General features: G+C 71.6%; 16 protein-coding genes. 5 read left to right on the plus strand and 11 right to left on the minus strand.

Going from position 1 to position 14674, the window contains the following annotated elements; genetic code table 11:
• Positions 1 to 20 precede the first annotated feature (20 nt).
• The 4 genes from OG331_RS07470 to OG331_RS07485 form a co-directional block, all read right to left on the minus strand.
• Entirely contained in the window at positions 21 to 1772 is a 1752-nt protein-coding gene (locus OG331_RS07470) for a protein kinase domain-containing protein (protein ID WP_406193089.1), read from the minus strand.
• A gap of 147 nt (positions 1773 to 1919) precedes the next feature.
• Complete coding sequence (locus OG331_RS07475; RefSeq protein ID WP_406193092.1) at positions 1920 to 3080, minus strand: NAD-dependent formate dehydrogenase; 1161 nt, start codon at positions 3078 to 3080, stop codon at positions 1920 to 1922.
• Positions 3081 to 3185: 105 nt separating this feature from the next.
• Positions 3186 to 4121 carry a LysR family transcriptional regulator gene (locus OG331_RS07480; protein ID WP_406193094.1) on the minus strand — a complete coding sequence of 312 codons (936 nt, stop codon included), beginning with the start codon at positions 4119 to 4121 and terminating at the stop codon, positions 3186 to 3188.
• 169 nt (positions 4122 to 4290) lie between these two features.
• A complete protein-coding gene (locus OG331_RS07485; protein WP_406193098.1) occupies positions 4291 to 4773 on the minus strand; it encodes a molybdopterin-dependent oxidoreductase in 483 nt (160 codons plus the stop codon).
• A 138-nt stretch (positions 4774 to 4911) separates the two neighbouring features.
• On the opposite strand from OG331_RS07485, the gene OG331_RS07490 reads away from it, so the two are divergent.
• The 4 genes from OG331_RS07490 to OG331_RS07505 all read left to right on the plus strand — a co-directional run bounded on the left by OG331_RS07490 (position 4912) and on the right by OG331_RS07505 (position 8470).
• Positions 4912 to 5298: a molybdopterin-binding protein gene (locus OG331_RS07490; RefSeq protein ID WP_406193100.1), complete on the plus strand. Its 387-nt coding sequence runs from the start codon at positions 4912 to 4914 to the stop codon at positions 5296 to 5298.
• A 61-nt stretch (positions 5299 to 5359) separates the two neighbouring features.
• Positions 5360 to 6181 carry a molybdate ABC transporter substrate-binding protein gene (modA, locus tag OG331_RS07495; RefSeq protein ID WP_406193103.1) on the plus strand — a complete coding sequence of 274 codons (822 nt, stop codon included), beginning with the start codon at positions 5360 to 5362 and terminating at the stop codon, positions 6179 to 6181.
• The gene (modB, locus tag OG331_RS07500; RefSeq protein ID WP_406193106.1) at positions 6178 to 7026 is read left to right on the plus strand and encodes a molybdate ABC transporter permease subunit; all 849 of its coding nucleotides are present in this window, start codon (positions 6178 to 6180) and stop codon (positions 7024 to 7026) included. The genes modA and modB overlap by 4 nt, the downstream gene beginning before the upstream one ends.
• A 367-nt stretch (positions 7027 to 7393) precedes the next feature.
• Positions 7394 to 8470: an ABC transporter ATP-binding protein gene (locus OG331_RS07505; protein ID WP_406193109.1), complete on the plus strand. Its 1077-nt coding sequence runs from the start codon at positions 7394 to 7396 to the stop codon at positions 8468 to 8470.
• 312 nt (positions 8471 to 8782) lie between these two features.
• Here OG331_RS07505 and OG331_RS07510 read toward each other — a convergent pair whose 3' ends face one another.
• Entirely contained in the window at positions 8783 to 9334 is a 552-nt protein-coding gene (locus OG331_RS07510) for a YciI family protein (RefSeq protein ID WP_406193113.1), read from the minus strand.
• A gap of 109 nt (positions 9335 to 9443) precedes the next feature.
• Here OG331_RS07510 and OG331_RS07515 point away from each other — a divergent pair, with 109 nt between their 5' ends.
• Positions 9444 to 10853 (plus strand): M1 family metallopeptidase, encoded by a 1410-nt coding sequence (locus OG331_RS07515; protein WP_406193116.1) that lies wholly within the window; start codon positions 9444 to 9446, stop codon positions 10851 to 10853.
• Between the two features lie 7 nt (positions 10854 to 10860).
• Here the strand turns inward: OG331_RS07515 and OG331_RS07520 are convergent, their stop codons facing one another.
• From OG331_RS07520 to OG331_RS07545, 6 genes are all read right to left on the minus strand, one after another.
• Entirely contained in the window at positions 10861 to 11025 is a 165-nt protein-coding gene (locus tag OG331_RS07520; protein WP_406193119.1) for a hypothetical protein, read from the minus strand.
• A gap of 75 nt (positions 11026 to 11100) precedes the next feature.
• Positions 11101 to 11604 carry a winged helix-turn-helix transcriptional regulator gene (locus OG331_RS07525; RefSeq protein ID WP_406193122.1) on the minus strand — a complete coding sequence of 168 codons (504 nt, stop codon included), beginning with the start codon at positions 11602 to 11604 and terminating at the stop codon, positions 11101 to 11103.
• A complete protein-coding gene (locus tag OG331_RS07530) occupies positions 11601 to 12659 on the minus strand; it encodes an LLM class flavin-dependent oxidoreductase (protein ID WP_406193125.1) in 1059 nt (352 codons plus the stop codon). Before OG331_RS07530 ends, OG331_RS07525 begins: the two co-directional genes overlap by 4 nt.
• Entirely contained in the window at positions 12659 to 13165 is a 507-nt protein-coding gene (locus OG331_RS07535) for an SRPBCC family protein (protein WP_406193128.1), read from the minus strand. Before OG331_RS07535 ends, OG331_RS07530 begins: the two co-directional genes overlap by 1 nt.
• A gap of 119 nt (positions 13166 to 13284) precedes the next feature.
• Positions 13285 to 13575: a hypothetical protein gene (locus OG331_RS07540; RefSeq protein ID WP_406193131.1), complete on the minus strand. Its 291-nt coding sequence runs from the start codon at positions 13573 to 13575 to the stop codon at positions 13285 to 13287.
• Positions 13576 to 13662: 87 nt separating this feature from the next.
• Entirely contained in the window at positions 13663 to 14604 is a 942-nt protein-coding gene (locus OG331_RS07545) for a sugar kinase (RefSeq protein WP_406209815.1), read from the minus strand.
• Between the last annotated feature and the right edge of the window lie 70 nt (positions 14605 to 14674).

Genomic DNA, 14674 nt, shown 5'->3' on the forward strand with positions numbered 1-14674 from the left:
GCGTGCCCCGGACGCGGGTGTCAGTCCTCCGCCGGCATCACGCGGGTCACCTTGCCCTTGGTGTCGGCCTCCAGGTAGCCGGCCTGGTACGCGTCGCTCAGGTAGACGGCGATTCCGGCCGGTGTGTCGAAGACGTCGCTGGGCTGCCGCACCAGCAGGTAACGGGATTCCGGCTTGTCGACGTTGAGCTTCTTCTCTGCCTCTTCGAAGAGCGCGGGAACCCGGTCCCAGTCGAAGTCGTCGAGGTTGACGGGCCGGTCGCCGCCGGAGAGGGTGCCGGAGATGATGCCCTTCTCCACACCCTGGCCCGGGCGGTAGGTGTAGGAGTCGTACTTCGTGTCGCTGCCGTCGACCATCAGTTCGGCGGAGGCGTACTCCGGGTACACGGTGAAGTCGCCGAACCTGTCGCGGCCGGTCTCCTCCTTGAACGCCTTGATGGCCTCGCGGATGCCGCCCGGGGTGAGCAGGGTGCCGGTCGTCGGCTGCTCCGACTGCCGGGCCGCCGGATCGGCGCCGGCGTCGGCGTCGGTCGGTGAGACGGTCGACTGCGGGGCCGAGGCGGAGGGCGAGATGCCGCGCGCGTCCGCGTCACCCGAGTCGCCCCCGATGGGCAGCAGCCACCACAGCACACCCAGCCACCACGCCAGAACCAGGGCGACGACGATCGAGGTCCGCGAGACGCTCAGCAGCGCGGTCCGGCCCGGGCGGCGTCGGGGGGCTGCCTGCGCGGGCACCGTCACCGGCTGGGGCGGGGTCTGCCCCGGCCATGGCTGGACCGGCGGCGGCCCGAACCCGGCGGGGTACGAGGGGGTTGCAGGGGCGGAGGCCTGGGTGGCCGCGTAGGTGTCGGCGGGCGGCGGGTTCAGCGGGTACGACGTTGCCTCGTCCCGCACCACCGGGCCGTCCGACCCGTCCGAACCGCTCGCACCGGACTCGACCTCGGCCAGCCTCCCGTCCAGCACGGCGGCGGACGGCCGCGCCGACGGGTCCCGTACGAGCACGCTCATCAGGACGTCCCCCAAGGCCCCGGCACGCACCGGCGGCGGCACGTCGTCGTGGAGGACCGCGGCGAGGGTGGCCAGGGTGTTGCCCCGGCGCAGCGGGTGGCGGCCCTCGACGGCGTTGTACAGCATCATCGCCAGCGACCACAGGTCGGAGGAGGAGCCGCCCTCGTGCCCCGAGATGCGTTCCGGTGCCATGAAGTCGGCCGTGCCGATGATGGAGCCGGTGGCGGTGAGGTTGGTCGACTCGCGGATCGCGGCGATGCCGAAGTCGGTGAGGACGGGGCGCCCGTCGGGCCGCATGAGGACGTTGGCGGGCTTCACGTCCCGGTGCTGGATGCCGGCGTGGTGCGCGGCGGTCAGGGCGGCCAGCACGCCCCGGCCGATGCGCGCCGCCTCGGCCGGCGGCATCGGCCCCTGGGCCAGCCGGTCGGCCAGCGAGCCGCCGCTGACCAGCTCCATCACGATCCACGGGTAGGTGCCGTCGCCGCCGTCGACTATGTGGTGGATGGTGACGACGTTCGGATGGTCGATCCGGGCCAGGGCCCTGGCCTCGCGCAGTACTCGTTCGCGCAGCATCCGCGCGCTGTCGGGATCGTATTCGGCGAGGTCCCGGTCCGGCGGGCGGACCTCCTTGACCGCCACCAGCCGGTGCAGCACCAGGTCCCTGGCCCGCCAGACCGTCCCCATCCCGCCGCCACCGAGGCGGGCCTCCAATTCGAAGCGCCCGTCGACGACTCGTCTGCCGGGACCTCTGTCTGCCTCACTCATGGGCGGGAGCTTAGTTGTCGCCACGGACAGTGTTCGCCGGCGGTCACGGCTACCTGCTACCTGCTGGAGGTGGGGCGGCTCCGCCCTGATGGCCCCGTCGCGGCGCCTATGCCATCGCCTCGTGGCCGCTGCCGGCCGACCGGGCGATCACTTCGTGACGGAGTACGAGTGCGCCCCGGCTCCGGCCAGCGCGCCACCGTCCACGATCAGGTACTCGTCGCGTATCGGGGTGCCCGCCAGCCAGGACTCCAGGATCTCCCGGGTGCCGGCCGCGTAGCGGGACTGGGCGGAGAGGGAGGAGCCGGAGATGTGGGGGGTCATGCCGTGGTGGGGTACGGTCCGCCACGGGTGGTCGGCGGGTGCGGGCTGGGGGTACCAGACGTCACCGGCGTATCCCGCCAACTGGCCGCTGCGCAGGGCGCGTTCGACGGCGTCCTGGTCGACGATCCGCGCCCGTGCCGTGTTGATGAGATACGCACCGCGCTTCATCGTCGCCAGCAGCTTGTCGCCGAAGAGCCCTTCCGTCTCGGGGTGCAGGGGCGCGTTGATCGTGACGAGGTCGCAGTGCGGGGCCATGTCGGCGGCCGTCGGGTGGAAGGTGAGGCCCAGTTCCCGCTCGATGTCCGCGGGGAGGCGGTGCCGGTCGGTGTAGTGCAGCTTCACGTCGAAGGGCGCGAGGCGCCGCAGGACCGCCAGGCCGATGCGTCCGGCGGCCACCGTGCCGACGTGCATGCCCTCCAGGTCGTACGAACGCGCCACGCAGTCGGCGATGTTCCAGCCCCCGTCGAGGACGACCTGGTGTGCGGGCAGGTAGTTGCGCACCAGGGACAGCGTCATCATCACCACGTGCTCGGCGACGCTGATGCTGTTGCAGTACGTCACCTCCGCGACCGTCACACCGTGCGCGATCGCGGCGTCGAGGTCGACGTGGTCGGAGCCGATGCCCGCCGTGATCGCCAGCTTCAGGTTCTTGGCCGCGGCCAGCCGCTCGGGCGTCAGGTACGCCGGCCAGAACGGCTGCGAGACGACGACGTCGGCGTCGGGCAGCTCACGGTCGAACACCGAGCCGTCGCCGTCCTTGTCGGAGGTCACGACCAGGGTGTGCCCGGCCGCCTCCAGGAAGGAGCGCAGGCCGAGTTCGCCGGAGACGCTGCCGAGGAGGTGGCCCGGGGTGAAGTCCACCGCGGAGGGGGTCGGGGTGCTCTGGCCGCCGGGGTAGTGGTCGACGGCGGGGAGGTCGTCACGGGCGTACGTGGTCGGGTATCCGTCGGTGGGGTCGTCGTACAGGACGCAGAGCACCTTGGCCATGTCGGGACTCCTCAACTGGCGTTGCGGGAAGGTGCAGTTCACGATCCTCGCCGCCGAACACCCTGGTCAAAGCGAACTTCGCTATGCCTGTATAGCCGACGGCTATCAGTGGTCGTGACGGTCGAGGTAGGTCCGCAGCAACGCGTCCAGCGCCTCCCGTACGCCCGCCTCGCGCGCCACCGCAAGCAGTGCCGCGGCCAGTACGGAGGGCGGGTCGTCGGGGCCCGTCACCAGACCCACCCTCGGCCCGTGCGCGGGGCCTTCCAGCGGGACCACGCGCATCCCGTCCGGTACGCCGAACATGTGCAGCCAGGCGTGCGAGATCACGCTGGACCAGCGGCCGCCGGGGAGGTGCGCGTACAGGCCGGCGACGGTGTCCGACTCGATCGCGGGGGTGGCCGTGGCGCCGTCGGCGGCGAAGCACTCGTCGATGATGCGGCGGTTGCGCATACGGGAGTTGAGCAGGCACAGCGGGAGGACGGCGGCCTGCGACCAGCCTGCCGTGGGTGCACCGCCGAGCGGACCGTCGACCGGGGTCAGGAGCATGTACCGCTCCTCGTAGAGGGGCAGCCTGCGCAGGCCGCCCAGTGTGTCGTCGTCGAGGTACGTCATCGCCGCGTCCAGCTCGAACTCGGTCAGGCCGTGGGTGATGTCGGCCGAGGACAGCGACTCGATGCTGACGCGGGCGTGCGGGTGGCGGTCGCAGAAAGGGGTCGTCAGAAGGGTGGCGGCGGGGAGTGCCGTGGGGACGACTCCGAGCCGGAGCGTGCCGGTGAGGCCGTCGCGCAGGGCGGCCAACTCCTGCCGTACGGCGTCGCGTTCGGCGAGCATGCGGTGCGCCCAGGCCAGGACCACCTCGCCCTCCGGAGTGAGGCCTTCGTAGCGTCTGCCCCGCCGGACGATGGGCACGTTCAGCTCGTGTTCGAGGCGGCGGATCGCGGCCGACAGGGACGGCTGGGAGACGTAGCAGGCGGCCGCGGCTCGGACGAAGTGGCGCTCGCGGGCGAGTGCGACCAGGTATTCCAGCTGGCGCAGTTGCATGCCTGACCTCCCGGGGTTGCGGTGGGCCTACCCACCGGCTGTGCCGGTCACGACCGGCACAGCAGGGCCGCCCGACCGGCGTCCCTTTCACACAGGTCCCGCTCACCCGCGACAGGGTGTGTGGCAGGGCTGCGGGATCAGGGGGCGAGCGGGCGCTGAAGCCGGGGTCTCATCCCCATGAGGTGTAGCCGCCGTCCACGCGGATCGCGTTGATGCCGCTGATGTGGCGGGCCCCGCAGCGATCCTGGGGCAGGACGAGCTGCGGGCCGGCGCGGTCGAGGGAGGTGTCGTCGATGCCGACCGCGAGCAGGACGGGCGCGCGGCCGAAGTCCGGGTCGATCTCGGCCCAGGACAGCAGGGCGTGATGGCCGTCCGCGCCGGAGACCGCAATCAGAAAGCGCAGGCGGTCCTTGCGGCGGGCCGGGTCGAAGCCGGGGCCGGCCGCCGACAGAACGTCGTGCAGCAGCGGTCCGGTGAAGCGGTGGTGCTGGATGCCGCTGGTGGCGCATTCGAAGCTGACCTCGGCTTCGTGCTGCGGCCAGGCGAGCAGGTCGGACACCGTCAGGCGAGCCGGACGGATCAGATCGCCGGTGAGGGCGAGCTCCGCCACCCGTCCGGTTTCCGTACCGGCAGCTGCCAAGGACTGACTCACGGGCCACCACCTCCCGGAGGACCGTACCCGGACCCCCGGCCCGTACAAACGCACATGCCATCCCACTCCATCACAGTTCCGGCTCATGCGATGTGACAGGAGACTTTCCCCTCGCATCTGCGGCATTATCATCGGCGTATGCACACCTACCGGATCGGGGACGCGGCCGCCTTACTCGGCGTCAGCGCCGACACCGTGAGGCGTCTGGTCGACGGCGGGAAACTCACCGCCGAACGCGACGACATGGGTCACCGGATCATCCCCGGGCCGGCCCTGGCGGCCTACGCCCGGCAGTTGCACCGCATGGAGCGGGAATCCACCGTCTCCTCGGCCCGCAACCGCCTCTCCGGGATCGTCACCGATGTGCGCCTCGGCGATGTGTCGGCGCAGGTGGAGATCCAGGCCGGGCCGTTCCGGGTGGTGGCGACGGTCAGCCGCGAGTCGGCTGAGGAGCTGAGGCTGGAACCCGGTGTTCCGGCGGTGGCCGTGATCAAGTCGACCAACGTGGTCGTCGAGAGACCGTAGATGGTCCGTCAGGACCACCAGTGATTGTGCGTCCGTCAGGACCAGAGGGAGTGGACCCGTGATGACCCGTACCGCGCGCCGGAACCGCCGGCCCCTGCAGGTGGCCGGAGCAGGAGCCGCCGCGCTGCTGGCGCTGAGCGCCTGCTCGTCGTCCGATGACGCCTCCTCGACGACGTCGGACTCGTCCGCGTCCTCGTCGGGCGAGCTCTCCGGCGAGGTGACCGTCTTCGCGGCGGCCTCGCTCAAGGAGAGCTTCACGACGCTGGGCAAGGAGTTCGAGAAGGAGCACCCGGGTACGAAGGTCACCTTCAGCTTCGGCGGCAGCGACTCGCTCGCCGCGAGCATCACGGGCGGCGCCCCGGCCGATGTGTTCGCCTCGGCCAGCCCCAGGACGATGAAGATCGTCACGGATGCGGGGGACGCCTCCGGCACACCCTCGACCTTCGTCCGCAACGAGCTGGAGATCGCCACATTGCCGGGCAACCCCGACAAGATCGCCTCCCTCAAGGACCTCACCAAGTCGGGCCTGAAGGTCGTGCTCTGCGACAAGGAGGTGTCGTGCGGCGCAGCCGCGCAGAAGGCCCTGGAGGCGAGCGACCTGAAGCTCACGCCCGTCTCCTACGAGCAGGACGTCAAGGCCGCCCTGACGAAGGTCGAGCTGAAGGAGGCCGACGCGGCCGTCGTCTACAAGACGGATGTGCGCGCGGCGGGTGACAAGGTGGAGGGCGTGGAGTTCCCCGAGTCCGACGATGCCATCAACGACTACCCGATCACCCTGCTCAAGGACGCGCGGAACGCCGAGGCCGCCAAGGCGTTCATCACGCTGGTGCAGTCCGCCGAGGGCCAGCAGGTCCTGACCGAGGCCGGGTTCCTCAAGCCGTGATCCCGAGCGACAAGGCCGGCGCCGCGACCGATTCCCTCCGGGGTGGGCCGCGGCGCCGCCGCATCCGTACGGGCGTGCCGCTCCCCCTGCTGCTCCCGGCCCTGATCGGCCTCGCGTTCCTGATCGTGCCGCTGATCGCCCTGCTCGTACGGACCCCGTGGCGCAGTCTGCCCGAGCAGCTGACCAGCGCCGAGGTGTGGCAGGCGCTCCAGCTGTCCCTGGTCTGCGCCACGGCCGCCACCGCGGTGAGCCTGGTGATCGGCGTGCCGCTGGCCTGGCTGCTGGCCCGGGTCGAGTTCCCCGGACGCGGCCTCGTACGAGCCCTGGTCACGCTGCCCCTCGTCCTGCCGCCGGTCGTCGGCGGTGTGGCGCTGCTGATGGCGCTCGGCCGCAACGGCATCGTCGGGCAGTGGCTGGACTCATGGTTCGGGATCACGCTTCCGTTCACGACAGCGGGCGTCGTGATCGCGGAGGCGTTCGTGGCGATGCCGTTCCTCGTCATCAGCGTGGAGGGCACCCTGCGTGCCGCCGATCCCCGCTACGAGGAGGCGGCCACCACCCTGGGCGCCTCCCGCTTCACCGCGTTCCGCCGGGTCACGCTGCCCCTCATCGCCCCCGGCATCGCGGCGGGCGCGGTCCTGGCCTGGGCCCGGGCACTCGGCGAGTTCGGCGCGACGATCACTTTCGCCGGCAACTTCCCGGGCCGCACCCAGACCATGCCCCTGGCCGTCTACCTGGCCCTCCAGAGCGACCCGGAGGCCGCGATCGCCCTCAGTCTGGTGCTGCTGGCCGTGTCGATCGCGGTGCTGGCGGGGTTGCGGGACCGATGGATGACAGCGGGATGAGCGGGGTTGCGCGACCGTGGGAGGCCGGCAGGACCGTCCGGGCCTCCCGACCGCGGGGCGACGGTCCGGCCGAACCTCCCTGCCGGGCCCGCGGACGACAGCCCGACCACTGCCCTCCGCGACCCCAGCACGACAGCCCGACCCCCGGGCCCACCCGCCACGGCACGACAACCGGGCCACCCGCCCTGCTCGACCGCTGCACGACAGCCCAGCCACCCAGCCTCTCCGACCGCCCGCCGACCCAGCACCCCGCCCCACCCGACCGACGGACCACCGCCGGACGGCCCGCCCGCCGCGCCCCTCGAACCACCGCAGGATCGCCCGCCCACCCCAGGCCGGACCTGCCCGAATCTGAGATGACTGCCGGATGACCGAGACCTTCGACGTCCACGCCGACGCGGTTCTGGACGGGCTCGACGCCCGCCTCGTCGTGGACCGTGGTGCCTTCCGCCTCGACGTGGCGCTGGCCGTCGCGCCCGGCGAGGTCGTCGCGCTGCTCGGCCCGAACGGTGCCGGGAAGACCACCGCGCTGCGTGCCCTCGCCGGCCTGACCCCGCTCAGCGGCGGGCATCTGCGGCTGGACGGTACGGAGTTGGACCGTACGCCGCCCGAGTCCCGCCCGGTAGGTGTCGTCTTCCAGGACTACCTGCTCTTCCCCCACCTCACCGCGCTCGACAACGTGGCGTTCGGGCCGCGCTGCCAGGGCGCGTCCAAGGCGGAGGCGCGGGCGCAGGCCGCGCAGTGGCTCGGGCGCCTGGGGCTGACGGACCACGCGGGCGCCAAGCCGCGCAAGCTGTCGGGCGGCCAGGCCCAGCGTGTCGCCCTCGCCCGCGCGCTCGCCACGAGCCCCCGGCTGCTGCTGCTCGACGAGCCGCTGGCAGCCCTGGACGCCCGTACCCGCTTGGAGGTCCGCGCCCAACTCCGCCGCCACCTGACCGAGTTCGAGGCGGTCGCCGTACTCGTCACGCACGACCCGCTCGACGCCATGGTCCTGGCCGACCGGCTGGTCGTCGTCGAACACGGCCAGGTCGTCCAGGAGGGCACCCCGTCCCACATCGCCCGCCACCCCCGTACGGACTACATCGCCCAGTTGGTCGGCCTGAACCTCTACCGGGGCGAGGCCGAGGGCCACACCGTCCGGCTCGACGACGGCCCGTGCGTCACCACGACGGAGGACCTGTCCGGCCCCGTCTTCGTGGCGTTCCCGCCGAGCGCCGTCACGCTCCACCGCGACCGCCCGGCCGGCTCCAGCGCCCGTAACCTGTGGCAGTGCCGGGTCGCGGGCCTGGAGACGCACGGCGATCAGATCCGCGCCGACCTCACCGGCGAACTCCCCCTTGCCGCCGACCTCACCACGGTCGCCGCCGCCGAACTCGATCTGCACCCGGGCGCGGAGGTCTGGGCGACGGTGAAGGCGACACAGACCCATGCGTACCCCGTCTGAGAACGTCAGCCAGGTGCGTCCGTCGCGGCGCGGTCACCCGTCGCAGCCCACGAGGCCAGGACGCGGCAGGTCGGACGCAACGTCCTCCAAAGGGCCACGGACCGTTAGATCATCGACGGTCTCCTCGAAGGGCGCGCCGGCTCCGGCACCTACGTCCGCGTGCCGCGCGAGCACCTGCGGCTGGTCCGCTCGCGGCGCGGCGAACATACGGGCAGCGGTTCCCCTTCCGTCGTCGGCGTGAAGGAACGGGGCAAGGCCGACGCCTGGGATGCGCACAGCCAGGTATGCGTCCCCGCCCCTGAGGGCCTCGCCTCAGGACTGGCGCCCGCCGAACTGCCAGTCGTGGACCTCGACATCGGCGTACCGCTCGGGTGTCAGTACGGCACGTGCTGTCGCCGCGTCCGGCGCCCGCACCAGTGCCGCCGTGCCCAGCCAGGCGGTGCCGTCGTCTGACAGCAAGGGCCCGTAGGCGATCAACTCTTCCCGCTCGGGCGGCAGTTCCTGGTCGGCGGCCGGTCCCGAGCCGAGGCCGAGCACCAGGTAGCGGTTGCCCTCGGTGGCGCCGCCGGGGAAGTCCCACATGGTGCGCCCGAGCAGGTTCCGCCAACGGCGCAGCAGGACGTCCCGGTACACGCCGGCCTGGTAGTTGGGCTCGTCGAAGGCGAACGCGCGGGCGGCGGCGGCATCGGGCAGGTCGACGATGTGCACACTGCCGGACGGCGTGTCACCGTCGGCGGCGAACGTGGGCCCCCGGGCGATCATCTGCGCGGCAAAGAGGTCCATGTACGACCAGTGCTCCTCCAGCAACTGGTCGCGCAGTTCCAGAGATCCGGGCCGATCACGGTGGTAGCAGAAGAACTCCATGCCCCCAGTGTTCACCACCTCCCTCGTACGCCACCGGGAGCGGAGCGCAGCTCGCCACTTGCCGTAGGTGCGGGCCAATGCCTCACTCGTTGTGGCATGATCCGCTCCCATGCCGTCGTTACCCGCGTGGCCGTCAAGGGCCGTCGGCCGTCTGCTGGTTGTCCTGCTCGCGTTGCTCGCCGCGCAGGGCGGCACCGGCGTCGACGCCGTCACGGCAGCCAGGTCTGAGGCCACGACCACGACCACTCCCGCGCACACCGCGACACCCGATCGGCTTCGCTACGACGTGACGCTGCGCGGCAACGCCGACGGCTCCCGCTGGACGGGCCGGCAGCGGGTGTCGTTCCGCAACTCCTCCGATCGGCCGCTGCGTGAGATGTACGTACGCCTTTGGGGCAACGGCGTGGACAGGTGCGGCACGCCCGGCGCGCCGCCGCCCGTCGAGGTGTCCAGGGTCAGCGGGGGCACTGCCGGCCGGCTCTCCGTGAACTGCACGGCGCTGCGGATCGCCCTGCCGAAGCCGCTCGCGCGGGGGGAGCGTGCGGTCGTCGCCTTCGACGTCTCCATCGCCGTGCCCGAGCGCAACAACCGCTTCGGCCGCGACGGCGCCTTCCGTTTCCTGGGCAATGCGCTGCCGGTGCCGGCCGTGCACGATGCCAAGGGCTGGCACCTCGATCCGTATGTGTCGACCGGGGAGAGCTTCTACGCCCTGGCCGGCGATTTCCGGGTGGCCATCGACCACCCAAGGACCCTCAAGGTCCCGGCCACCGGCCGCACTTGGACACGTCCCGCCAAGCCCGGTCGCAGTCTGACGCTCAGTGTCGCGCACCAAGTGCGGGACTTCGCGTGGGCGGCGGGCCCGTTCAGCACGGCCACCGAGACCACGCCCTCAGGCGTGCGGGTGAGGTCGTACTGGGCGCCGGGCACGAACGCGGAGGGGGTGCGCCTCACCCGCCAGGACGGCGCCGCCGCCGTCGACCGGTTCGGCGAGGAGTTCGGCCGCTATCCGTACGGTGAGATCGACCTCGTGATGACCAGCGGGTTCGGCGGCGGGATGGAGTACCCCGGCCTGGTACTCCTCGGCACCACCGAGGAGGGCAGCGCCGTCGTCCACGAGGTCGCCCACCAGTGGTGGTACGGCATCGTGGGCAACGACGAATACGGCGCGCCCTGGCTCGACGAGAGCTTCGCCCAGTACGCCAACGCCCGCTTCTACGGCTGGGAAACCCGCGACTGCTGGTCGGAGGTCGAGTGGCCGAGCGACGAAACGGCGCTGACCAATTCGATGGCGTACTGGGCCGGGCACCCGGGCGAGTACCACTTCCTCTATACGGCCGGCCCCTGCGCCCTGGCGGATCTGGAACGTACTCTCGGCGCGGACGCCATGGCCCGCCTCCTCAAGCAGTACGCCCGCGACCACTGGTACGGCGTCTCCAGCACCGCGGAATTCAAGAAGGCCGCACAATCCGTGACGGGTAAGGACCTGAATCCGTTCTGGAAGCTGCACCGCATCCGGTGAAGGACGGTCAGGGAACCAGCTTGATCGAGTTGTACGGCGTCAGCGAACCGTGGAACGCCTTCCCGGCGGGAATGGTCACGGTGCAGTTCGTGCCGTTGTAGCCGAGGCAGAGCAGTGCGCGTGCACCACCGGTCTGGTTGTTCCAGACGGTGTGGTCGTTGTATTCGTTCACGAAGTTGTGTAGTGAACTCGCCCGAACCTACTGGTAGTTGAGCGAGTATCACAAGCCCCGGAATTACCGGCCGAATCAGTCCTTTGCGAAGCGGCGCTGTACGTCGGGCCGGGACTTCAGGTGGTCCGGGTAGCCGGGGCCCATCCGTGCGGTCGTGTCGTCGGCGTGCAGCGGCTCGTGGCAGGTGGAGCACACCACCTCCGCGTGACCGTCGTGGCCGCAGGCCTCGTGGTGCAGGGTGACCGGAGGCCCCTCGGGCCCGGCGAGATGACGGTCGCCCCAACTCGCCATCGCGGCGAGGACCGGGAAGAGGTCCTTGCCCTTCTCCGTCAGCAGGTACTCGTGGCGGGGCGGCTCGCTCTCGTAGAGCCGTCGCTCCAGCAGCCCCGCCTCGACCAGGCGGCGCAGCCGGTCGGTGAGCGTGTTCCGGGCGATGCGCAACTCCCCCTGGAACTCGTCGAAGCGGCGGCAGCCGTAGAACGCCTCCCGCAGGACCAGCGGGGTCCAGGCGTCCCCCACCACGTCGAGGGTCCGGGCGATGGAGCAGGGCCAGTTCGCGAAGGACGTCCGCGCGCTCATGGCCGCGCTCCGGCCTCGTGGACCAGCTCGATCGCGCGGCCCAGGGTGTCGAGCCGGGCGGCCAGGTCCTCACCGGCCGGGTACAGGCGGACGGTGTCCACGCCCGCGTCGCGCCAGACGCGCAGCCGGTCCCGGACCATGGTCTCGGTGCCGATCAACGTGGTCGCGAGGACCATCTCGTCGGTGACCAGCCCGGCCGCCCCGTCCCGGTCGCCGGCCTGCCAGCGCTGCCGTACCTCCTCGGCGACCTCGGTCCAGCCCTGCCTGCTGTAGGCGCGGTTGTAGAAATTGGTGGACGCCGAGCCCATGCCGCCGAGGCTGAAGGCCAGTTCCTTCTTGCGGCCGGTCACCATGGCGCTCAGGGCTTCCTCGTCGGCGGCGAAGGCCACTTCGGCGCCCTGGCAGACGTCCAGATCCGCCCGGACGCGGCCGCCGTGCGCCAGCCCTTCGTCCAGGTGAGCGAAGTAGGCACCCGCCGCTCCCTCGGGGACGAAGCTGGTGCCGAGCCAGCCGTCGGCGACCTCGCCGGTCAGCCGGAGCATGGCCGGTGACAGTGCGGCCAGGTACAGCGGCACGGGGTGCTCGGCCCGCATCGACAGTTTCATCGGTACGGCGTCGCCGCCGGGCAGCGGGATGCGGTACTCGGTGCCGGAGTGGTCGATCTTGCCGCCGGCCAGGACCTGCCGCACGATCTCCACGGTCTCGCGGACGCGCGCCAGCGGGCGGGCGAAGGGAACGCCGTGCAGCCCCTCCATCACCTGCGGGCCCGAGGGGCCGAGGCCGAGCAGGAAGCGTCCCTGGGACAGGTTGGAGAGGGTGATCGCGGTCTGCGCGAGCGCGACCGGGGTGCGCGTCCCGACCTGCATGACTCCGGAGCCCAGCAGCATGCGTTCGGTGCGGGCGGCGTAGTAGCCCAGGGCGGAGGGCGCGTCCGAGCCCCATGCCTCGGCCACCCAGCAGATGTCCAGGCCCAGCTTCTCCGCCTCGACGACGAAGTCCGCCTGCCGGGTCCAGGAGCCGAGACCCGACGCCTCGACCGTGATCGCGGCCCTCATCACGCCTCCGCCAGCTTCTTGATCTGGGCCAGCGTGACGGTCATGTTGCGCTCGAACTCACGCAGGCGTACGAACACGATCTTCTGCTCCTTGTCCGGCATGCTGTCGATGGCGAAGGACAGACCGGACCGTCCGGGCCCCATCTGCATCCACTCGGCCAGTTCCGTTCCGCCGTCCTTGGACTCCAGGCGGAAGCGCCAGACGGCGGAGGGGCCGGCAGGGTCGGACACGGCCCAGGCGAGGACGTGCGGGGGCTCGCACTCGATCACATGCGAGGTGGTCTCCCACTCCCCCAGGGACTCGTGCCTGCTCCTGCCGACGAACCGAGCACCCACGGCGGGCCCGACCGCGCCGTCGAGCCACTGCACCGACTGAAGCTCATCGCTCATGTCCGGCATCAGCGTCACATCGGAGACGATCCCCCACACCCGGTCCGGCGGCGCGTCCACCCACGTCCGCACCTCGACCGTCGGCGTATCCGCATAGCGTGCGCCCGTCCACTCCACTCCGCACCAACTCCATCCCCGATGAAGAACTCGTGACCTTCAGAGTTTCGTAACGAGACTCACCGCGTCAAGAGTAGTGCGGAGCCAGGCCGTGCGGATCCTCGCCCCTTGCGCGTCGGCTACGCCTCGACGTCGCCCGGCTCCTTCTGCAGGACGGCCTTCCTCACCTGCGACTCGACATCGCTGCGCGGCTCGCCCTGCGCCTTCGCATAGTCGGCAACGGCGGTCCGCAGATCACGAGCCAGGTCCCGCCAGGCGCGCCACGCCGTGTTGTACGTGGTGGTCTGCCGCGGGCTCCAGCCGCCCTCCTGGGCGGGCGGCCCGTACATACCCCGCAGCTCCTCCACGCGATGGTGCGCCTGCTCGGCCGCGCGCTGCTTCTCCACGAGCTCATCGAAAATGTTCGTCACACAAATGGAGCATAGGGAGGTAAATGCCGCACCGCGCGTCGAGCCGGATCCCGGCTGGGGCGGAGGCTCACCGGGGCATGGCCCGGCTCAGGCCGGCGGCACGCCCGCGGCCCGCTCCGCCCACTCCCGCGCCGAGAGACCGAGCAGCGTTTCCACGTCCTCCGGGTCGGGCAACGGCCCGTGGTCTCCGGTCACTTGGAGGGCGGAGGCGGCGGTGATGTGGCCCAGTCGGAGGGCGCGTGCCGTGGTCCCGCCCCGCAGCAGCCCCGCGAGGAAGCCGGCCGCGAACGCGTCGCCGGCGCCGACCGCCTCCACCACCGTCGTGCGCGGCGTCGGCACCGTGGCCGTTCCTTCGTCACTGAACGCGGTCGCGGCGTGCGCCCCGTCCTTGACGACGAGGATGTGCGGGCGCGGGAGGAGCTCCCGTACGTCCGCCGGTGTCAGCTTCTCGCCCCACAGGGCCTGTGCCTCGTCCAGGCCGACGAAGACGATGTCCGCCCGGTCCGCCAGCTCGTGCAGCACCGTCGGGGCCGACCCGTCCGGCCACAGCGCGGCGCGGTGATTGACGTCGAAGCTCACCGCGTACGGGCGTGCGTCGCCCTCGGCGGTCAGCGCGCTTGTCACCAGCTGACGGCACGGCTCGGACAGCGCCGGTGTGATGCCGGTCAGGTGCAGCAGCGAGGCCGTGCGCAGGGGCTCGCTGTCCAGGGCCTCGGGGCCCAGGGCGGAGGCGGCCGAGCCGCGCCGGTAGTAGTGCACGCGGGTTCCGGTGGGGCCCGGGTCCTTCACCAGCAGGCCGGTCGGCCGGTGCGGGTCGGTGCGCACGTGCGACACGTCGACACCGGCGGCGGCGACGGCGGTGCGCACGCGGTGCCCCAGGGGATCGTCGCCGAGCGCGGAGACCCAGGCCACCGGGATGCCGTGGTCGGCGAGGTACATGGCGACGTTCGACTCGGCTCCCGCCACCGACAGCCGCAGGTCCGCCGCGGTCGCCAGCGGGGTCGGTGGGTCGGGGGCCAGGGCCGCCATCGTCTCGCCGACGCAGACGACCGGGCCCGGGGTGGGGCGCCAGGGGGTGGTCGTGCCGGATGCCCGGGGG

It is taken from the genome of Streptomyces sp. NBC_01017 (genome assembly GCF_045162795.1).
GTDB classification, from domain to species: Bacteria; Actinomycetota; Actinomycetes; order Streptomycetales; family Streptomycetaceae; genus Streptomyces; species Streptomyces machairae.

Bases quoted from the DNA above. Each gene is read 5' to 3' on its own strand.
- modA (WP_406193103.1), top strand. From the start codon at position 5,360: ATGACCCGTACCGCGCGCCGGAACCGCCGGCCCCTGCAGGTGGCCGGA.
- OG331_RS07545 (WP_406209815.1), bottom strand. From the start codon at position 14,604: ATGGCGGCCCTGGCCCCCGACCCACCGACCCCGCTGGCGACCGCGGCG.
- OG331_RS07480 (WP_406193094.1), bottom strand. From the start codon at position 4,121: ATGCAACTGCGCCAGCTGGAATACCTGGTCGCACTCGCCCGCGAGCGC.
- OG331_RS07505 (WP_406193109.1), top strand. From the start codon at position 7,394: ATGACCGAGACCTTCGACGTCCACGCCGACGCGGTTCTGGACGGGCTC.
- OG331_RS07490 (WP_406193100.1), top strand. From the start codon at position 4,912: ATGCACACCTACCGGATCGGGGACGCGGCCGCCTTACTCGGCGTCAGC.
- OG331_RS07470 (WP_406193089.1), bottom strand. From the start codon at position 1,772: ATGAGTGAGGCAGACAGAGGTCCCGGCAGACGAGTCGTCGACGGGCGC.
- OG331_RS07525 (WP_406193122.1), bottom strand. From the start codon at position 11,604: ATGAGCGCGCGGACGTCCTTCGCGAACTGGCCCTGCTCCATCGCCCGG.
- OG331_RS07515 (WP_406193116.1), top strand. From the start codon at position 9,444: ATGCCGTCGTTACCCGCGTGGCCGTCAAGGGCCGTCGGCCGTCTGCTG.
- OG331_RS07530 (WP_406193125.1), bottom strand. From the start codon at position 12,659: ATGAGGGCCGCGATCACGGTCGAGGCGTCGGGTCTCGGCTCCTGGACC.
- OG331_RS07510 (WP_406193113.1), bottom strand. From the start codon at position 9,334: ATGGAGTTCTTCTGCTACCACCGTGATCGGCCCGGATCTCTGGAACTG.
- OG331_RS07475 (WP_406193092.1), bottom strand. From the start codon at position 3,080: ATGGCCAAGGTGCTCTGCGTCCTGTACGACGACCCCACCGACGGATAC.